This window comes from Ideonella sp. BN130291 (assembly GCF_036231905.1).
Taxonomy (GTDB): Bacteria; Pseudomonadota; Gammaproteobacteria; order Burkholderiales; family Burkholderiaceae_C; genus CAMLIZ01.
Genome location: NZ_JAZARE010000010.1, coordinates 147,656 through 164,985, shown reverse-complemented (window position 1 = coordinate 164,985; position 17,330 = coordinate 147,656). Strand labels below are relative to the sequence as shown.

The window sequence follows — 17,330 nt, the reverse complement described above, 5'->3', positions numbered from 1 at the left end:
CCCTGGCGGCGGTTTTGCTTTATCCCGTTGAATCCCACCATGGCCACCATTCCATTGACCAAACGCGGCGCCGAAAAGCTCAAGGAAGAGCTGCACCGCCTGAAGACCGTCGAGCGCCACGCGGTGATCCAGGCGATCTCCGAGGCGCGCGCCCAGGGTGACCTGTCCGAAAACGCCGAATACGAGGCCGCCAAGGACAAGCAGGGCTTCATCGAAGGCCGCATCCTGGAGCTCGAAGGCAAGCTGGCCGCCGCCCAGGTGATCGACCCGGCGGCGCTGGACGCCGGCGGCCGCGTGGTTTTTGGTGCCACGGTCGACCTGGAGGAGGAAGCCTCCGGTGCAGAAGTCACCTACCAGATCGTGGGCGACGACGAAGCGGACCTGAAGCTGGGCCTGATCTCCATCAGCTCGCCGATCGCACGCGCCATGATCGGCAAGGAGGCCGGCGACGTGGCCGAGGTGATGGCCCCGGGTGGTGTGAAGCGCTACGAGATCGTCGACGTTCGCTACCTGTGAACGTGAAGGCGCGGCTGCGCATGCTGCTGCCGGCCCTGTGGGCCGGGCTGCTGGTCTGCATAGGCGCCATCGCCGCGCCCGCTGCGTTTGCCACCCTCGCGCCGCCGGAGGCCGGGCGGGTGGTGGCCCGGCTTTTTGCGCAGGAGGCGTATCTCAGCCTGGTGATGGCCATCGCGCTGTTCCTGATGGAGCGCGGTGTGGCCCGGGTGGATGCCGAGGCAGGAAAGGGTTCCATTTTCAGCGCCAACCTGGTGCTGCTGCTTGCGACCCTGTTCTGCACCGTGGCGGGTTACTTCGCGCTGCAGCCCATGCTCGCAGCGGCCCGGGCGGGCCAGGCGGGGATGTCGTTCGCCGTGCTGCACGGCGTCTCGGCCGGGCTCTTCATCCTGAAGGCGGCGCTGGTGTGCGCGCTGGCCTGGCGTGTGGCCAAGCCGGCATGAGGCGCGCGAACGCGAGCCCCTTCAGGCGGCGGTTTTCTTGACGCTGGTGGCCAGGCGCTTCTTGGCGCGCTTGATGGTGCCGCCGGCGGTCACCCGTTCATTCCCCATGACCTTCACCTTCTTCACCTGCGGCCGGTGGTTGCCGCTCTTGGAGAACTTGACGAGTTTGACGATCTTCGGGCCCGGCCGGCGATCCTCGTCCTCCGCCTTCTCCTTGGGCGGGATGGGCCGCCACAGCACCAGCAGCTTGCCGATGTGCTGGATGGGGGCGGCGTTCAGGTCGTCGGCCAGGCGGGCCAGCAGCTCGGCGCGTTGCTCCCGGTCGTCGGAGAACACACGCACCTTGATCAGGCCGTGGGCCTTGAGCGCACTGTCGATTTCCTTGGTGACAGCGGGTGTCAGGCCCTCGCCGCCGATTTGCACGACGGGGTCAAGGTGGTGGGCATCGGCGCGGAAACCCTTGCGCTCGGCCGGACTGAGTTCAATTGCAGGCATGCACCTATTATCGGCTCGCAAGAGCAACTTCCCATGAAGATCAAGACGAAGAGCAAAAAGGTCAACAAGGCCTGGCTGGCGGACCACATGAACGACCCGTATGTGCGGCTCGCGCAGAGGGAGGGGTATCGGGCGCGCGCGGCCTACAAGCTCAAGGAGATCGACGAGAGCCTGAAGCTGCTGCGACCTGGCCAGGTGGTGGTGGACCTGGGCGCCACGCCGGGTGCCTGGAGCCAGTACCTGCGCCGCAAGTTTGCGCCCAAGGAGGCGGGCGTGGGCGGCGCGGCGGTGGGTGAGCTGAACGGCACCATCATCGCGCTGGACGTCCTGCCCATGGAGCCGATCGAGGGCGTGCGCTTCATCGAGGGCGACTTTCGCGAGGACGCGGTGATGCAGCAGCTGGTGGACGCACTGGGGGGCCAGCCGGTGGACGTGGTGGTGTCGGACATGGCGCCCAACCTCTCCGGCATCGAGAGCTCGGACGCCGCGCGGATCGCACACCTGGTGGAACTGGCGATGGAATTTGCGAACAAACACCTTCGGCCGGAAGGCGCGCTGGTGTGCAAGGTGTTTCACGGCAGTGGTTACAGCCAGCTCGTGGAAATGTTCAAGCGCAATTTCCGCGTGGTCAAGCCGATCAAGCCCAAAGCCTCGCGGGACCGGTCGGCGGAAACGTTTTTGGTGGGCCTGGGTCTCAAGAACCGTTGAAAACCCGCCGAAAAAAGGCCAGTCAGTGCAGGAATATCCAAGGGAACCCACCGGGTTCGGAAGGTCAAATTCGGGCAGGCAAGCTGCTTGCGTGCACTAGAATCGTCCCCAATTACCGTGGCAGTGCCTGACGCGGGTGCTGTGATGTTTTGGTTAGAAAAGGAGCCGCGGTGAACAATCAATGGTTCTCCAAAGTCGCTGTGTGGCTGGTGATCGCACTCGTGCTGTTCACCGTGTTCAAGCAGTTCGACCGTGGGGCGACGCAGGGTAACCAGATCGGTTACTCCGAATTCCTCGATGAGGTGCGCAACAAGCACATCAAGCAGGTCACCCTGCAAGAGGGCAATGGCGGCACCGAGATCATCGCCCTCACCACCGATGACAAGAAGCTGCGGTCGACGGCCACCTACCTGGACCGCGGCCTGGTGGGCGACCTGATCAACAACGGCGTCAAGTTCGACGTCAAGCCGCGCGAAGAGCCGTCGGTGCTGCTCAGCCTGCTGGTCAGCTGGGGCCCGATGCTGCTGCTGATCGGCGTGTGGATCTACTTCATGCGCCAGATGCAAGGCGGCGGCAAGGGCGGAGCGTTCAGCTTCGGCAAGTCGCGCGCGCGCATGCTCGACGAGAGCAACAACACGGTGACCTTTGCCGATGTCGCCGGCTGCGACGAGGCCAAGGAAGAGGTGAAGGAACTGGTGGACTTCCTGAAGGATCCGCAGAAGTTCCAGAAACTCGGTGGCCGCATCCCGCGTGGCGTGCTGATGGTCGGCCCTCCGGGCACCGGCAAGACCTTGCTAGCCAAGGCGATCGCCGGTGAAGCCAAGGTGCCGTTCTTCAGCATCTCGGGCTCTGATTTCGTCGAAATGTTCGTCGGCGTGGGCGCGGCCCGCGTGCGCGACATGTTCGAGCAGGCCAAGAAGAGCGCGCCTTGCATCATCTTCGTCGACGAGATCGACGCCGTCGGCCGCCACCGTGGCGCCGGCCTGGGCGGCGGCAACGACGAGCGCGAGCAGACCCTGAACCAGATGCTGGTCGAGATGGACGGTTTCGAGACCAACCTGGGTGTGATCGTGATGGCGGCCACCAACCGGCCCGACATCCTGGACCCTGCGCTGCTGCGTCCGGGCCGCTTCGACCGTCAGGTGTATGTCACGCTGCCCGACATCCGAGGCCGTGAGCAGATCCTCCAAGTGCACATGCGCAAGGTGCCGATCGGCAGCGACATCAAGGCCGACATCATTGCGCGCGGCACCCCGGGCTTCTCCGGCGCCGACCTGGCCAACCTGGTGAACGAAGCAGCGCTCTTCGCGGCGCGCCGCAACGGCCGGGTGGTGGAGATGGTCGACTTCGAGAAGGCCAAGGACAAGATCATCATGGGCACCGAGCGCAAGTCCATGGTGATGGACGAGGACGAGCGCAGGAACACGGCCTACCACGAAGCCGGCCACGCGTTGATCGGTCGCCTGCTGCCCAAGCTGGACCCGGTGCACAAGGTGACCATCATCCCGCGTGGTGGTGCCCTCGGCGTGACCGTGTCCTTGCCCGAGAAGGACCGCTACAGCACCGACAAGGTGCGCATGCTGAGCATGATCTCCATGCTCTTCGGCGGCCGCATCGCGGAAGAAGTGTTCATGGGCCAGATGACCACCGGCGCCAGCAACGACTTCGAGCGGGCCACGCAGACGGCACGCGACATGGTCACCCGCTACGGCATGACCGACGCGCTCGGCCCCATGGTGTACGCGGAGAACGAGGGCGAAGTGTTCCTCGGCCGCTCGGTCACCAAGACGACCACCATGTCGGAAGAAACGATGCGCAAGGTGGATGCGGAAGTGCGCCGCATCATCGACGAGCAGTACACCATCGCTCGCAAGCTCATCGAGGACAACAAGGACAAGATGGAAGCGATGGCCAAGGCGCTGCTCGAATGGGAAACCATCGACGCCGACCAGATTGACGACATCATGAACGGCCGCCCACCGCGCCCGCCGAAGGACTGGACCCCCAGTTCGCGGCCGGGTGGCACGGCGACGCCGGTCAATCCGGACGGCGCCCCGGCAACGGCCTGAGCATCACACTGCACGACTGCACACGGGGCGCTAAGGCGCCCCGTTTCTACTTCTTTCCATGGCGCATTGGCAAACCACCCGCTTTCGCATCGACCTGAGGCGGCCGCAGGTCATGGGCATCGTCAACGTCACGCCGGATTCGTTTTCGGACGGCGGCCGGTTTGCGAGCACGGATGCGGCCCTGGCGCATTGCGACCAGCTGAAGGCGGAGGGCGCCGACATCCTGGACATTGGCGGTGAATCCACCCGGCCCGGCGCCCGCAGTCCCTCACCCGAGGAAGAGCTTGCGCGCGTGCGGCCGGTGCTGGCCCATGCCACCACCCTCGGTCTGCCCGTGTCGGTGGACACCAGCACGCCGCTGGTGATGGAGGCGGCGCTCGAGCTCGGTGTGGACATCGTGAACGACGTGCGGGCCTTGATGCGGCCAGGCGCCGTGGCGCTGGTGGCGGCGCATGCGTCGGCCGGCGTGTGCCTGATGCACATGCGCGGCGAGCCGGGCACCATGCAGGGCGATCCTGCGTATGCGGACGTGGTGGGGGAGGTCGGCCGCTTCCTCGCCGAGCGGGCGGCCGAGTTGCGCCGTCAGGGCATTGCCGCCGAGCGCATCACGCTCGATCCGGGGGTCGGGTTCGGCAAGACGGTACAGCACAATCTTGAACTGCTGCAGCGTCAGCACGAGCTGCTCGCCCTGGGCTACCCCCTGCTGGTCGGCTGGTCGCGCAAATCCACGCTGGGCGCGCTCACGGGCCGCCCGGTGGCCGAGCGGCTGGCCGGCAGCGTGGCAGCGGCCTTGGCGGCCGTGCAGCGGGGCGCACGCATCGTGCGCGTGCACGATGTGGCCGCCACGGTGGACGCCCTGAAGATCTGGCAAGCCGCAGGCTTGCCCTCCCAGAACAACGAGATTCCAACACCATGAGCAGAACCTACTTCGGTACCGATGGCATCCGTGGCACGGTCGGCCAGGCCCCCATCACCCCCGACTTCATGCTGCGCCTTGGCCACGCCGTGGGCCGGGTGCTCAAGCGCACCGCCAAGAAGGCCACGGTGCTGATCGGCAAGGACACCCGCATCTCGGGCTACATGATCGAGTCGGCGCTCGAAGCGGGTTTTGCTTCCGCGGGCGTGGACGTGATGATGACCGGCCCGCTGCCCACACCGGGTGTCGCTTACCTCACCCGTGCGCTGCGGGTGGACCTGGGCGTTGTGATCAGCGCCTCCCACAATCCCTTCGGCGACAACGGAGTGAAGTTCTTCTCCTCGCGGGGCGAGAAGCTGCCCGACGAGTGGGAGGCGGCCGTCGAGGCCGCGCTGGAGGAGGCGCCGCAATGGGTGGACTCCGCCGCGCTGGGCAAGGTGCGCCGCGTGGACGATGCCCGTGGTCGCTACATCGAGTTCTGCAAGAGCACGATCGCCGGCGAGCTCACCCTCAAGGGCCTGAAGCTGGTGGTCGACGGCGCCCATGGCGCCGCCTATCACGTGGCGCCGGATGTGTTTCATGAGTTGGGCGCCGACATCACCTGCATCGGTTGCCATCCGAACGGCCTGAATATCAATGCTGGCGTGGGCGCCACCGCCCCGGCTGCGCTGGTGGAGAAGGTCAAGGAAACCGGCGCGGACTACGGCATCGCGCTGGACGGCGATGCCGACCGCCTGCAGATGGTGGACGCCCAAGGCCGCCTGTTCAATGGCGACGAGCTGCTGTACGTGATGGTGGCCGACCGCCTGGCCCAAGGGCAGCGCATCGAGGGCGCGGTCGGAACGCTGATGACCAACATGGCGGTGGAGCTGGCGTTGCGCAGTCGCGACGTCGGGCTGGTGCGCGCGAAGGTGGGCGACCGTTATGTGCTGGAAGAGCTGAGCGCGCGCGGCTGGCTGCTGGGCGGTGAAGGCTCCGGTCACCTGCTGGCGCTGGACAAGCACACCACCGGCGACGGCATCGTCAGCGCGCTGCAGGTGCTGCAGGCCGTGAGCCGCAGCGGGCGCAGCCTGGCGCAGCTGCTGGAGGGCGTGACGCTGTTTCCCCAGACCTTGATCAACGTGCGCCTGGCCGACGGTGTGGACTGGAAGACCAGTGCCGCGCTGGCGCGTGAGCAGCAGGCCGTCGTGCGTGAGCTCGGCGACAGCGGCCGGGTGCTGATCCGTGCGTCCGGCACCGAGCCGGTGCTGCGGGTGATGGTCGAGGCGCGCGAGGCCGACGTGGCCAAACGCTGTGCCCAGCGCCTGGCCGACGCGGTCAACGCCTGATCGACCGCCCCTGCGGACAAGAGGCCCCGGGGCACCCCAGGGCATCGGCCTGCTCGTCGGGCATGACATGCCCATGACTCATCGTGACACTGTCATGTGACAGGCGCTTTTCTGTCACATGGATGTCATACAGCCTGCCTAGAGTGCCGTCATCGACGAATCTTGCTCTGGAAAGGCTGACATGACCTTCGTTTCCCTTCGCTCCGTTGCCATCGCCTCCGCTTTTGCCCTCGCCAGCGGCTGGGCCCTGGCCGAGGACGTGACCGGGGCGGGCGCGACCTTCCCCGCACCCGTCTATGCCAAGTGGGCCGAGGTGTTCCACAAGGAAACGGGCGCCAAGATCAACTACCAGTCGGTGGGCTCCGGCGCCGGCATCAAGCAGATCACCGCCAAGACGGTCGACTTCGGTGCGTCGGACATGCCGTTGAAGGACGAGGAGCTGGCCAAAAACGGTCTGGTGCAGTTCCCCACCGTCATCGGTGGCGTGGTCCCGGTGGTCAACATCAAAGGCATCCAGCCCGGCCAGGTGAAGCTCACCGGCCAGGTCCTGGGTGACATCTACCTCGGCAAGATCACCAAGTGGAACGACGCCGCGATCACGGCGCTGAACCCTGGCGTGCCGCTGCCGGACGCGGCCATTGCGCCGGTGCGCCGTGCCGACGGCTCGGGCACCACCTTCGTCTTCACCAACTACCTGTCGAAGGTGAATGCCGAGTGGAAGGCCAAGGTTGGCGAAGGCACCGCGGTCAACTGGCCCACCGGCGCGGGCGGCAAGGGCAACGAAGGCGTGTCCTCCTACGTGCAGCGCCTGCCCAACTCCATCGGCTACGTGGAGTACGCGTATGCCAAGCAGAACAAGATGGCCTACGCGCTGCTGAAGAACCAGGCCGGCAACTTCGTGTCGCCGGACGACGTCAACTTCAAGGCCGCAGCGGCCGGCGCCGACTGGAGCAAGAGCTTCTACCAGATCCTCACCGAGCAACCCGGCAAGGACGCCTGGCCCATCACCGGCGCCACCTTCATCCTGGTGCACAAGCAGCAGGACAAGCCGGCCCAGGCCGCGCAGACGCTCAAGTTCTTCGACTGGGCGTACACCGCTGGCGACAAGTACGCGGCCGACCTGGAGTACGTGCCGCTGCCCGACGCGGTGAAGGCCCTGGTGCGCAAGCAGTGGGCCGACGTCCGGGACGGCGCCGGCAAAGCCATCGCCTTCAAGTAAGCCCCACAACCACGGCCCCGGTAAAGGCAACCCAAGGTGACCGCTACACTGCCTGCGCCTGAATTCGCCAGGAAAGCAGAGATGGATCGTGCGGGAATGGCAGGCGGCGTGCCGCCTGCGCGCCGTGTGTCGGCGTGGCCGGACCGGCTATTTGCGCTGCTGGCCCATGCGGCGGCGCTGGCCACACTGGCGCTGTTGCTTGCCATCCTGGTGTCGCTGGTCATTGGTGCCGCGCCGGCGATCCGTGAATACGGCCTGAGCTTTCTCTGGCGCAGCGAATGGGATCCGGTCCAGAACCGCTACGGCGGCCTGGTGATGATCTACGGCACGCTGGTCACCTCCCTGATCGCGCTGGCGATCGCGGTGCCGGTGAGCTTTGGCATCGCGTTGTTCCTCACAGAGTTGTCGCCCGCCTGGCTCAAGCGGCCGCTGGGCATCGCGGTCGAGCTGCTGGCGGCCGTGCCGTCCATCGTGTACGGCATGTGGGGGCTGCTGGTGTTCGGGCCTTTGCTGGCCACCTATGTGCAGCAGCCGCTGCAGGCTGCGTTTGCCGGCGTGCCGGTGCTGGGCACGCTGGTGTCCGGCCCGCCGGTGGGCATCGGACTGCTGGCCGCCGGCATCATCCTCGCGATCATGATCATCCCCTTCATCGCCTCGGTGATGCGGGACGTGTTCGAGGTGACGCCGCCGATGCTGAAGGAGTCGGCCTATGGCCTGGGCTCCACCACCTGGGAGGTGGTGTGGAACGTGGTTCTCCCGTACACCAAGACCGGGGTGGTGGGCGGCGTGATGCTGGGCCTGGGCCGGGCGCTGGGCGAAACCATGGCGGTCACCTTCGTCATCGGCAACATGAACCAGCTCAACTCGGTGTCGCTGTTCGAGGCAGCCAACAGCATCACCTCCGCGCTGGCCAACGAGTTCGCCGAAGCCGGCGAGGGGCTGCACCAGGCGTCCCTGATCTACCTGGGGCTGGTGCTGTTCTTCATCACCTTCGTGGTGCTGTCGTTCTCCAAGCTGCTGCTGTCCCGGCTGAAGCGCGGCGAGGGGAGCAAGACATGAGCGGTTTGTCGTCTTCGTTCGGCGACGCCCGGCTGGCGATGCACCGGCGCCGCAAGCGGGTGAACCGCCTGGCGCTGGCGCTGGCCTTGGCCGCCATGGCCTTCGGCGTGTTCTGGCTGGTGTGGATCCTGTTCGAGACGGTGCGGCTGGGCTTCTCCGGCCTCACCTGGGCCACGCTCACGCAGATGACGCCGGCGCCGCAGGCAGACGAGGGAGGCCTCGCCAATGCCATCTTCGGCTCGCTGCTGATGGTGTCGCTGGCCACCGCGATCGGCACGCCAGTGGGCGTGATGGCGGGGGTGTACCTGGCTGAATACGGGCAGCGTGGCTGGCTGGGCCACACCACGCGCTTCATCAACGACATCCTGCTGTCGGCGCCCTCCATCGTGATCGGGCTGTTCGTCTACACGGTGGTGGTGGCCCGCATGAAAACCTTCTCCGGCTTTGCCGGCGTGCTGGCACTGGCCATCATCGTGATTCCGGTGGTGATCCGCACCACCGAGAACATGCTGGCCCTGGTGCCCAATGCGCTGCGCGAGGCGGCCTATGCGCTGGGCACGCCCAAGTGGAAGGTCATCCTCACCATCACGCTCAAGGCTGCCCGCTCCGGCGTGCTCACCGGCGTGTTGCTCGCGCTGGCCCGCGTGGCCGGTGAAACCGCGCCGCTGCTGTTCACCGCGCTGTCCAACCAGTTCTGGACCAGCAATGTGTTCGAGCCGATGGCCAGCCTGCCGGTCACCATCTTCAAGTTCGCCATGAGCCCGTATGAAAACTGGCAGAAGCTGGCCTGGGCGGGCGTGTTCCTCATCACACTGGGCGTGCTGGCCCTGAACATCCTGGCGCGGGTGTTCTTCCGCAACAAAGGCTGAAACCCCATGGACGTCGGCGTGAAAACGCAAGTCACCGAAAAGCCCAAGCTGTCGGTGCGCAATCTCAACTTCTACTACGGCAGCTTCCAGGCGCTGAAGCACATCAACCTGGAGATCCCCGAGCGCAAGGTCACCGCCTTCATCGGCCCCTCGGGCTGCGGCAAGTCCACACTGCTGCGCACCTTCAACCGCATGTTCGAGCTGTACCCGGAGCAACGCGCCGAAGGCGAGATCCTGCTCGATGGCGAGAACATCCTGCGCTCCAAGCTCGACGTGTCGCTCATCCGTGCCAAGGTCGGCATGGTGTTCCAGAAGCCGACGCCGTTCCCGATGTCGATCTACGACAACATCGCCTTCGGCGTGCGCCTGTTCGAGAGCCTGCCCCGGGTGGAGATGGACGAGCGCGTGGAGTGGGCGCTGAAGAAGGCCGCCCTGTGGAATGAAGTGAAAGACAAGCTCGACCAGAGCGGCGCCGGCCTGTCTGGCGGCCAGCAGCAACGGCTGTGCATCGCGCGCGGCATCGCAATCAAGCCGGAAGTGCTGCTGCTGGACGAGCCCTGCTCCGCGCTGGACCCCATCTCCACCGGCCGCATCGAAGAGCTGATCCACGAGCTGAAGAACGACTACACCGTGGTCATCGTCACGCACAACATGCAGCAGGCGGCACGCTGCTCGGACTACACCGCCTACATGTACCTCGGCGACCTGATCGAGTTCGGCCCCACGTCGGAGCTCTTCATGAAGCCGAAGAAGCGCGAGACCGAGGACTACATCACCGGCCGCTTCGGTTGAGCCACGGAGAAGCACCATGAGCGAACGACATCTGTCCACGCAATTCGACGCCGAGCTGAGCGGCATCTCCACGCGCGTGCTGGAAATGGGCGGGCTGGTGGAGAGCCAGGTCGCGCAGGCCGTGTATGCGCTGTCCAATTTCAGCGGCGAGATTGCCACCCAGGTGTTGCAGGTGGAAGAGCGGGTGAATGCGATGGAGGTGGAGATTGATCGCGATCTCTCCAGCATCATCGCGCGCCGCCAGCCCACGGCTCGGGACCTGCGCCTGCTGATCGCGGTGTCGAAGACGATCGCGAACCTCGAGCGCGTGGGCGACGAGGCCGCACGCATCGCGCGCACGGTGCAGCGCCTGATCAACACCGGCGTATCGAGCCGACTGCGCCTGCCGGTGGCCGACCTCGCCTTCGAGTCGGAGCTGGCTACCAAGCAGCTGCGCAAGGCGCTGGACGCCTTTGCCCGCCTGGACACCGAACAGGCGCTGGAGGTGCTGAAGCAGGACGACCAGATCGACCAGGAGTTCGATGGCCTGCTGCGCAAGCTGATCACCTACATGATGGAAGATCCGCGCACCATCTCCGCCAGCATCGACCTGGTGTTCGTCGCCAAGGCGATCGAGCGCGTGGGCGACCACGCCAAGAACCTGGCTGAAGCCATCATCTACATCGTCAAGGGCGCGGACGTGCGCCACAGCTCGATGGCGACGGTGGAATCGATGGTGCGCTGAGCCGAGACAACACAACCGGGAATCGCTGTCATGAGTTCCGTGCTGGTGGTGGAAGACGAAGCGGCGATCGCCGAACTGATTTCCCTGAACCTGCGCCATGCGGGCTACGAGGTGACGCTGGCCGCGGCGGCCGACGAGGCGCAGCGCGCCATCGACCGCAGGCTGCCCGACCTGGTGATCCTGGACTGGATGCTGCCCGGTGAATCCGGCCTGTCGCTGGCGCGCCGCTGGCGCGCAGAAGCGCGCACGCGTGAGCTGCCGATCATCATGCTCACCGCGCGTTCGCAAGAGGGAGACAAGGTCGCCGGCCTGGATGCGGGTGCCGACGACTACCTCGTCAAGCCGTTCTCCACCCATGAGTTGCTGGCCCGCATCCGCGCGGTGCTGCGCCGCAAGGCCCCGCAGGCCCTGGACACCGCGGTGGAGATCGCCGGCCTGCGCCTGGACCCCTCCACCCGGCGTGTGAGCCGTGGCGAACGCGATGTCAAGGTGGGGCCCACCGAGTTCAAGCTGCTGCACTTCTTCATGACGCATCCGGAGCGGGTGCACAGCCGCGCCCAGCTGCTGGACCGGGTGTGGGGCGACCATGTGTTCATCGAGGAGCGCACGGTGGACGTGCATGTGAAACGGCTGCGCGAGGCGCTGACGCCGGTGCAGTGCGCCCAGCTGATCGAGACGGTGCGCGGCGCGGGCTACCGCATGACGCAGCAGGTCAGCAGCTCCACCGCTGCGTGATCGCCGGCACCGGCGGAGCTGGTTGAATGAGCTGGTTGTGGCCCCGCTTGCTGACTGCGCTGCTGGCGCTGCTGGGTGCGTCGCTGCTGGGTGGGCTGGTGGGTTATGTGGCCAGCGGAACGCCTTGGCGTGCAGCACTCGCGGGGGCCGCGCTGGTGTCGCTGGCGCTGGTGGTGCGCGACGCATGGCGGGCGCACCGCCTGATGCAGTGGCTGCGCGGCACGCAGGAGGGCCCTGCGCCCCGGGGCCGGCGCTTCTGGGGCGAGGTGGGCTACCGCGTGGAGCGTGCCTTGCGCCTGCGCGAGCGTGCGCTGGAGCAAGAACGTGAACGCCTGGCGCAGTTTCTCTCGGCCATCGAGGCGTCGCCCAACGGCGTCATGCTGCTGGACAGCCGGGACCAGATCGAATGGTGCAACTCCGTGGCGGCGGACCACCTCGGGCTGGACCCGGTGCGTGACCTGCGGCAACGCGTCACCAACCTCGTGCGCGCCCCGGCGTTCGTGGCGCACCTGCAGGGTGGCCAGTTCGGCGAGCCGTTGGTCATTCCCAGCCCGCGTGGCGACGCCAGCCTGTCGATCGGGGTGCGGCCCTATGGCGACGGCCTGAAGCTGGTGCTGACCCAGGACATCACCGAGCGTGAGCGCAACGACGCCATGCGGCGCGACTTCGTGGCCAACGTCTCGCATGAAATCCGCACACCACTCACGGTGCTGGCCGGTTTTGTTGAAACGATGGCGAGCCTGCCCCTGACCGAGGCCGAGCGCCAGCGCGTGCTGGTGCTGATGCAGCAGCAGACCGACCGCATGCAGTCCCTGGTGGCGGACCTGCTCACACTGGCCCAGCTGGAGGGCAGCCCGCGGCCACCGCCGGACCACTGGGTGCCGCTGGCCTCGCTGCTGCAGCGTGTGCAGGCCGATGCGCTGTCGCTCTCCGCCGGGCGGCATCAGCTGGAGTTCCACCAGGAAGAAGAGGCACTGGTCGAACTGGCAGGCAACGAGAGCGAGCTTTTCAGTGCGATCGCCAACCTGGTGAACAACGCGGTCCGCTACACGCCGGCCGGTGGCCGGGTGGAGACGGTGTGGCGCGCACGCGCGGGCGGTGGCGGCGAACTGGAGGTGCGCGACAACGGCATCGGCATCGCCAAGGAGCACTTGCCGCGTTTGACCGAGCGTTTCTATCGGGTGGACGGCAGCCGTTCGCGCGACACCGGCGGCACGGGCCTGGGCCTGTCGATCGTCAAGCACGTGGCCCAGCGCCACGGCGGTGAGCTCGACGTGCGCAGCGAGCTCGGCAAGGGCTCCAGCTTCCGGCTCGTCCTTCCCCCGGCCCGCGTGCGCCGCGAGCCGCAGGTGGCTGCACTGGCCACGGGCTGACCGGTTCAGCGGCTGCTGCCCGCCTTGCGGTACAGCGAGGTCAGCTCGTTGCGGTCGGTCGGCCGGCGTTCGCGCGCCACCAACTGCCACCCTGGCGGCGCAGGTGGGCTGCCAAACAGCATCAGCACCGGGCAGCGGTCCAGCGCGGCCTCTCGCCTCGCATCCACCCGGTAGGCGCCAAAGTACTCCAGCGCCGCCACCGCCGGCCGCGGCATGCCGGGCGCGACGATGCATTCGTCCGGCCGCACGTGGCGCGCGACACGGCCCACCCAGGGCTGGTAGCTGCGGTCATAGTTGATCAGCGGCAACCACAGCGTCATCAGCAGCAGCCAGCACAAGGCCACGCCGCTGGCAGGCAGCACCAGGCTCTTCCACAGCGCATGGCGGTGCCGTCCGGTGCGCCAGCGCACCAGCCACAACCAGGCCACGGTGCCGGCGAGCGCGGCCAACAGCTCCAGCAGGGAGAACACCGGCTTGAAGCCTGGGGCGAGCTTGGCCACGTTGGCGGCCGGTTGCGCCGGCACGCCGGTCTGCATGGCCATGTACATCACCCACGCAAAGACGGCGCAGCCGGTGAAGAAGAACACCGAAAACCAGTCCACCGCCGCGGCGGTGCTGCGCTTGAAGGTGGGCAGTGCAAATGCCGCCAGCACCGCCAGTGCGGGCAGGCCCAGCATCAGGGCCCGGTCGCTGCCGCCCATGAACACGCAGGCCACCAGCGCCACCAGCACCATGCCCAGCGGCACGCCGAGGTGCCGTTCACCCAGCTGGCGGCGCCAGCGCCACAACGTCCACAGCGCCAGCGCCCAGGCCGGCCACATGAACCACAGGAACAGGCGCAGCAGCTGCTTCAGCTGCACGAAGCTGGCGGTGAAGCCGAGGCGAAAGCCCCAGGCGCCGCAGGCCGCCCCAGCCAGCACCGACAGCAAGGTGCCGGCGGCCACCCAGTGCCAGAAGCCGGGCGACGCGGTGCCACGCACGGACGCGCGGGCGTAGACCCACACGCCCCACAGCCCCATGCCGAGTGCCATGGCCGGCGCGCCGCTGGCGGCGAGCAGGGGCAGGGCGACCAGCGCTGCCACGGCAGCGCGGCCGGACCGATAGGGTGCTGCCGCCAGGCTCCAGAGGTACAGCGCCGCAGCACACAGCTGCGCCAACTCGGGTGTGGTCTCGTGGCCGAGCTGCAGCAGCCCAAGGCTGGCCACCAGGGCAAGCAGGGCGCCGTCGGCGATGGCGCGTGCATAGTCCACCGGCTGGGCCTCGCCGCCAAACGCAAAGGCCAGCGGTTGCGCCGCATCCGAGCGGGCCAGGTGGAAGCAGCTGTACCAGGTGAGCACCAGCGTGAGCGTGAGCAGCAGCGCAAACGGCAGGCGCGCGGCCAACGCAGGGTCGACGGCAGGGGACAGCAGTGCGATGAAGGCCGCGCCCAGCCAATGGGGCAGCAGGGCGGTGTCCAGCGGCACGCCGCCGACCAGTGGATTCAGCCAGCTGGTCTTGCCCTGCGCCATGCCCACCATGTAGCCGAAGGCGCTGACGTCGGCGTTCTTCCAAGGGTCGCGCCCGAAGAGGCCGGGCAGCACATAGGCGGCGCAGAACAGCAGCAGCGCCACACGCGGCAGGCGTTGCACGGCCTGCTGGCTGACGAGGGCGGGATTGGGGGAGGTCACGGGGCGAGATGATGCCTAAGAAAAGCGTGCACCCAACAAAAAAGGCAGCCGAGGCTGCCTTTCTTCGATGCCGGGGGAGGGCTTACTTCTTGATGCCGACCTTGGCGAACTTGTTGCGGAACTTCTCCACGCGGCCGCCCAGACTGTCGATGCTCTTCTGCGTGCCGGTGTAGAACGGGTGCGTTTCGCTGGTGGTTTCCAGCTTGAACAGCGGCAGTTCGCGGCCGTCTTCCATCTTCACCGTTTCACGGGTCTGCGCGCAGGAGCGCGTGACGAACTTGAAACCGTTGGACAGGTCGACGAAGCAGACGTCGCGGTAGTTCGGGTGAATGCCTTCTTTCATGGGAAACCTCTTGAGCAGTGCCGGCAGCCACACCCGCCCAATGCGGGGCACTTTCCGAGAAACCGCGAATTATAGACCAACGGAACCGAGGTGCATGCGCCCGCCGCGCCGGGCCGCCCCAAGCAAGGGCGCACCTCCTCGGGAGGTGGCCGCGGTACCCCGCGGCCGGAGGCCGACATCACCCTCCGCGACGCATCATGTCGAAGAAGTCGAGGTTGGTCTTGGTGGCCTTCATCTTGTCGAGGATGAACTCCATCGCCTCGATCTCGTCCATCGGATAGAGCAGCTTGCGCAGGATCCAGCTCTTCTGCAGGATCTCCGGCTTCAGCAGCAGCTCTTCGCGCCGCGTGCCGCTCTTGTTGATGAGGATCGAGGGGTACACGCGCTTTTCGGCCATGCGGCGGTCCAGGTGGATCTCGCAGTTGCCGGTGCCCTTGAACTCCTCGTAGATCACCTCGTCCATGCGGCTACCGGTGTCGATGAGCGCGGTGCCGATGATGGTGAGCGAGCCGCCTTCTTCCACGTTGCGCGCGGCGCCGAAGAAGCGCTTAGGGCGCTGCAGCGCGTTGGCGTCCACGCCGCCGGTGAGCACCTTGCCGGAGGAGGGCAGCACGTTGTTGTAGGCGCGCGCCAGGCGGGTGATGGAGTCCAGCAGGATCACCACGTCCTTCTTCAGCTCGACCAGGCGCTTGGCGCGCTCGATCACCATCTCGGCCACCTGCACGTGGCGTGCGGCCGGCTCGTCGAAGGTCGAGCTGATGACTTCGCCGCGCACGGTGCGCACCATCTCGGTCACTTCTTCCGGCCGCTCGTCCACGAGCAGCACGATAAGGTGAACCTCGGGATGATTCGCCACCAGCGCATGCGCCAGGTGCTGCATCATCACCGTCTTGCCGGTCTTGGGCTGGGCTACGAGCAGCGCGCGCTGGCCTTTGCCGATGGGGGCGATCAGGTCGATGATGCGGCCGACGATGTTTTCGTCGCCCTTCATCTCACGCTCGAGCTTGAACTGTTCCTTGGGGAACAGCGGCGTCAAGTTCTCGAACATGATCTTGTGCTTGTTCTCCTCGGGCGTCAGGTCGTTCACGCGATCGACCTTCACCAGCGCGAAGTAGCGCTCGCCGTCCTTGGGCACCCGCACTTCGCCTTCGATCATGTCGCCGGTGTGCAGGTTGAAGCGGCGGATCTGGCTCGGGCTCAGGTAGATGTCGTCGGTGGACGCCATGTAGCTGGTGTCCGGCGAGCGCAGGAAGCCGAAGCCGTCCGGCAGCACTTCCAGCACGCCGTCGCCGAAGACCTGTTCGCCCGCCTTCGCGCGCTTTTTCATGATCGCGAACATCAGCTCCTGCTTGCGCAGGCGGCTGACGTTGTCGATCTCCAGCTGCTCGCCCATCTTGATGAGCTCGGAGACGTGGAGCGCTTTCAGTTCGGATAAATGCATGGGTATACACCCTGGTGGGGAGGTGAATGCCTTCGCCAAAGGCGGATTCACCGGACAGATCGGCTTTGAGCGCCGCCGGGCCTTTGCCCGATGTGCAGCGCGCCAACTCGCGAGCGCGAAGAAACTGAAAAGACGCTGGAGTTTTGGGAGCCGAACCCACGCGCCGGAAGGGCGTGGTGGCAATGCTGGTCGCGGGCTCCGGCCTCTTGCTTGTGGCCTTGACGGGCTGGAAGGTGCCCGCGACGTTTGAAAGGATTATAGATGACCGTCGAGGAAGGCCGTCAACTGCGCTTTCGACAGGGCCCCTACCTTGGTGGCTGCCAGCTGGCCATCCTTGAACAGCATGAGCGTCGGAATGCCGCGAATGCCGAACTTGGCGGGCACGTCGCGGTTCTCGTCGACGTTCATCTTGGCCACCTGCAGCTTGTCGCCGTAGTCCTTGGACACTTCGTCCAGGATCGGTGCGATCATCTTGCACGGGCCGCACCATTCGGCCCAGTAGTCGACGAGCACCGGCTTCTCGGCCTTCAGCACATCGCTTTCGAACGATGCGTCGGAAATGTGTTTGATCAGGTCACTGCTCATCGTTGGCGTCCTTTGTGCTGCCCCCATCTACGGAGTGCACTCTTCGTTGCT

At 66.5% G+C, this 17,330-nt stretch carries 18 protein-coding genes; 13 read left to right on the top strand and 5 right to left on the bottom strand.

Going from position 1 to position 17,330, the window contains the following annotated elements:
• Nucleotides 1-39: 39 nt before the first annotated feature.
• Together greA and VPH43_RS21010 are read left to right on the top strand one after the other, a co-directional pair.
• Nucleotides 40-516 carry a transcription elongation factor GreA gene (greA, locus tag VPH43_RS21015; protein ID WP_328579710.1) on the top strand — a complete coding sequence of 159 codons (477 nt, stop codon included), beginning with the start codon at nt 40-42 and terminating at the stop codon, nt 514-516.
• Nucleotides 517-536: 20 nt separating this feature from the next.
• Entirely contained in the window at nt 537-956 is a 420-nt protein-coding gene (locus VPH43_RS21010; protein ID WP_328579709.1) for a DUF4149 domain-containing protein, read from the top strand.
• Between the two features lie 21 nt (nt 957-977).
• Here VPH43_RS21010 and VPH43_RS21005 read toward each other — a convergent pair whose 3' ends face one another.
• Nucleotides 978-1,451: a YhbY family RNA-binding protein gene (locus VPH43_RS21005; protein WP_328579708.1), complete on the bottom strand. Its 474-nt coding sequence runs from the start codon at nt 1,449-1,451 to the stop codon at nt 978-980.
• A gap of 33 nt (nt 1,452-1,484) precedes the next feature.
• Between VPH43_RS21005 and VPH43_RS21000 the strand changes: the two genes are divergently transcribed.
• The 11 genes from VPH43_RS21000 to phoR all read left to right on the top strand — a co-directional run bounded on the left by VPH43_RS21000 (nt 1,485) and on the right by phoR (nt 13,243).
• Complete coding sequence (locus VPH43_RS21000; RefSeq protein WP_328579707.1) at nt 1,485-2,159, top strand: RlmE family RNA methyltransferase; 675 nt, start codon at nt 1,485-1,487, stop codon at nt 2,157-2,159.
• Nucleotides 2,160-2,329: 170 nt separating this feature from the next.
• Nucleotides 2,330-4,228, top strand: a complete 1,899-nt coding sequence (gene ftsH, locus VPH43_RS20995) for an ATP-dependent zinc metalloprotease FtsH (RefSeq protein WP_328579706.1) — start codon at nt 2,330-2,332, stop codon at nt 4,226-4,228.
• A 58-nt stretch (nt 4,229-4,286) separates the two neighbouring features.
• The gene (folP, locus tag VPH43_RS20990) at nt 4,287-5,144 is read left to right on the top strand and encodes a dihydropteroate synthase (protein WP_328579705.1); all 858 of its coding nucleotides are present in this window, start codon (nt 4,287-4,289) and stop codon (nt 5,142-5,144) included.
• On the top strand, nt 5,141-6,472 hold the full coding sequence (gene glmM / locus VPH43_RS20985) for a phosphoglucosamine mutase (RefSeq protein ID WP_328579704.1): 1,332 nt from the start codon (nt 5,141-5,143) through the stop codon (nt 6,470-6,472). The genes folP and glmM overlap by 4 nt, the downstream gene beginning before the upstream one ends.
• A gap of 181 nt (nt 6,473-6,653) precedes the next feature.
• Nucleotides 6,654-7,691 (top strand): phosphate ABC transporter substrate-binding protein PstS, encoded by a 1,038-nt coding sequence (pstS, locus tag VPH43_RS20980; protein ID WP_328579703.1) that lies wholly within the window; start codon nt 6,654-6,656, stop codon nt 7,689-7,691.
• 81 nt (nt 7,692-7,772) lie between these two features.
• A complete protein-coding gene (pstC, locus tag VPH43_RS20975) occupies nt 7,773-8,750 on the top strand; it encodes a phosphate ABC transporter permease PstC (protein WP_328579702.1) in 978 nt (325 codons plus the stop codon).
• Nucleotides 8,747-9,619: a phosphate ABC transporter permease PstA gene (gene pstA / locus VPH43_RS20970; RefSeq protein ID WP_328579701.1), complete on the top strand. Its 873-nt coding sequence runs from the start codon at nt 8,747-8,749 to the stop codon at nt 9,617-9,619. Before pstC ends, pstA begins: the two co-directional genes overlap by 4 nt.
• A 6-nt stretch (nt 9,620-9,625) precedes the next feature.
• Nucleotides 9,626-10,411: a phosphate ABC transporter ATP-binding protein PstB gene (pstB, locus tag VPH43_RS20965; RefSeq protein WP_328579700.1), complete on the top strand. Its 786-nt coding sequence runs from the start codon at nt 9,626-9,628 to the stop codon at nt 10,409-10,411.
• A 16-nt stretch (nt 10,412-10,427) separates the two neighbouring features.
• Entirely contained in the window at nt 10,428-11,135 is a 708-nt protein-coding gene (phoU, locus tag VPH43_RS20960; RefSeq protein ID WP_328579699.1) for a phosphate signaling complex protein PhoU, read from the top strand.
• Nucleotides 11,136-11,165: 30 nt separating this feature from the next.
• Nucleotides 11,166-11,870 carry a phosphate regulon transcriptional regulator PhoB gene (gene phoB, locus VPH43_RS20955; protein ID WP_328579698.1) on the top strand — a complete coding sequence of 235 codons (705 nt, stop codon included), beginning with the start codon at nt 11,166-11,168 and terminating at the stop codon, nt 11,868-11,870.
• Between the two features lie 26 nt (nt 11,871-11,896).
• Nucleotides 11,897-13,243, top strand: coding sequence for a phosphate regulon sensor histidine kinase PhoR (gene phoR / locus VPH43_RS20950; RefSeq protein ID WP_328579697.1), 1,347 nt, complete (start codon nt 11,897-11,899; stop codon nt 13,241-13,243).
• A 5-nt stretch (nt 13,244-13,248) separates the two neighbouring features.
• Here the strand turns inward: phoR and VPH43_RS20945 are convergent, their stop codons facing one another.
• The 4 genes from VPH43_RS20945 to trxA all read right to left on the bottom strand — a co-directional run bounded on the left by VPH43_RS20945 (nt 13,249) and on the right by trxA (nt 17,279).
• On the bottom strand, nt 13,249-14,910 hold the full coding sequence (locus VPH43_RS20945) for a hypothetical protein (protein WP_328579696.1): 1,662 nt from the start codon (nt 14,908-14,910) through the stop codon (nt 13,249-13,251).
• 82 nt (nt 14,911-14,992) lie between these two features.
• The gene (locus VPH43_RS20940; protein ID WP_328579695.1) at nt 14,993-15,253 is read right to left on the bottom strand and encodes a type B 50S ribosomal protein L31; all 261 of its coding nucleotides are present in this window, start codon (nt 15,251-15,253) and stop codon (nt 14,993-14,995) included.
• 178 nt (nt 15,254-15,431) lie between these two features.
• Nucleotides 15,432-16,694, bottom strand: coding sequence for a transcription termination factor Rho (gene rho, locus VPH43_RS20935; RefSeq protein ID WP_328579694.1), 1,263 nt, complete (start codon nt 16,692-16,694; stop codon nt 15,432-15,434).
• 255 nt (nt 16,695-16,949) lie between these two features.
• On the bottom strand, nt 16,950-17,279 hold the full coding sequence (gene trxA, locus VPH43_RS20930) for a thioredoxin TrxA (protein ID WP_328579693.1): 330 nt from the start codon (nt 17,277-17,279) through the stop codon (nt 16,950-16,952).
• Between the last annotated feature and the right edge of the window lie 51 nt (nt 17,280-17,330).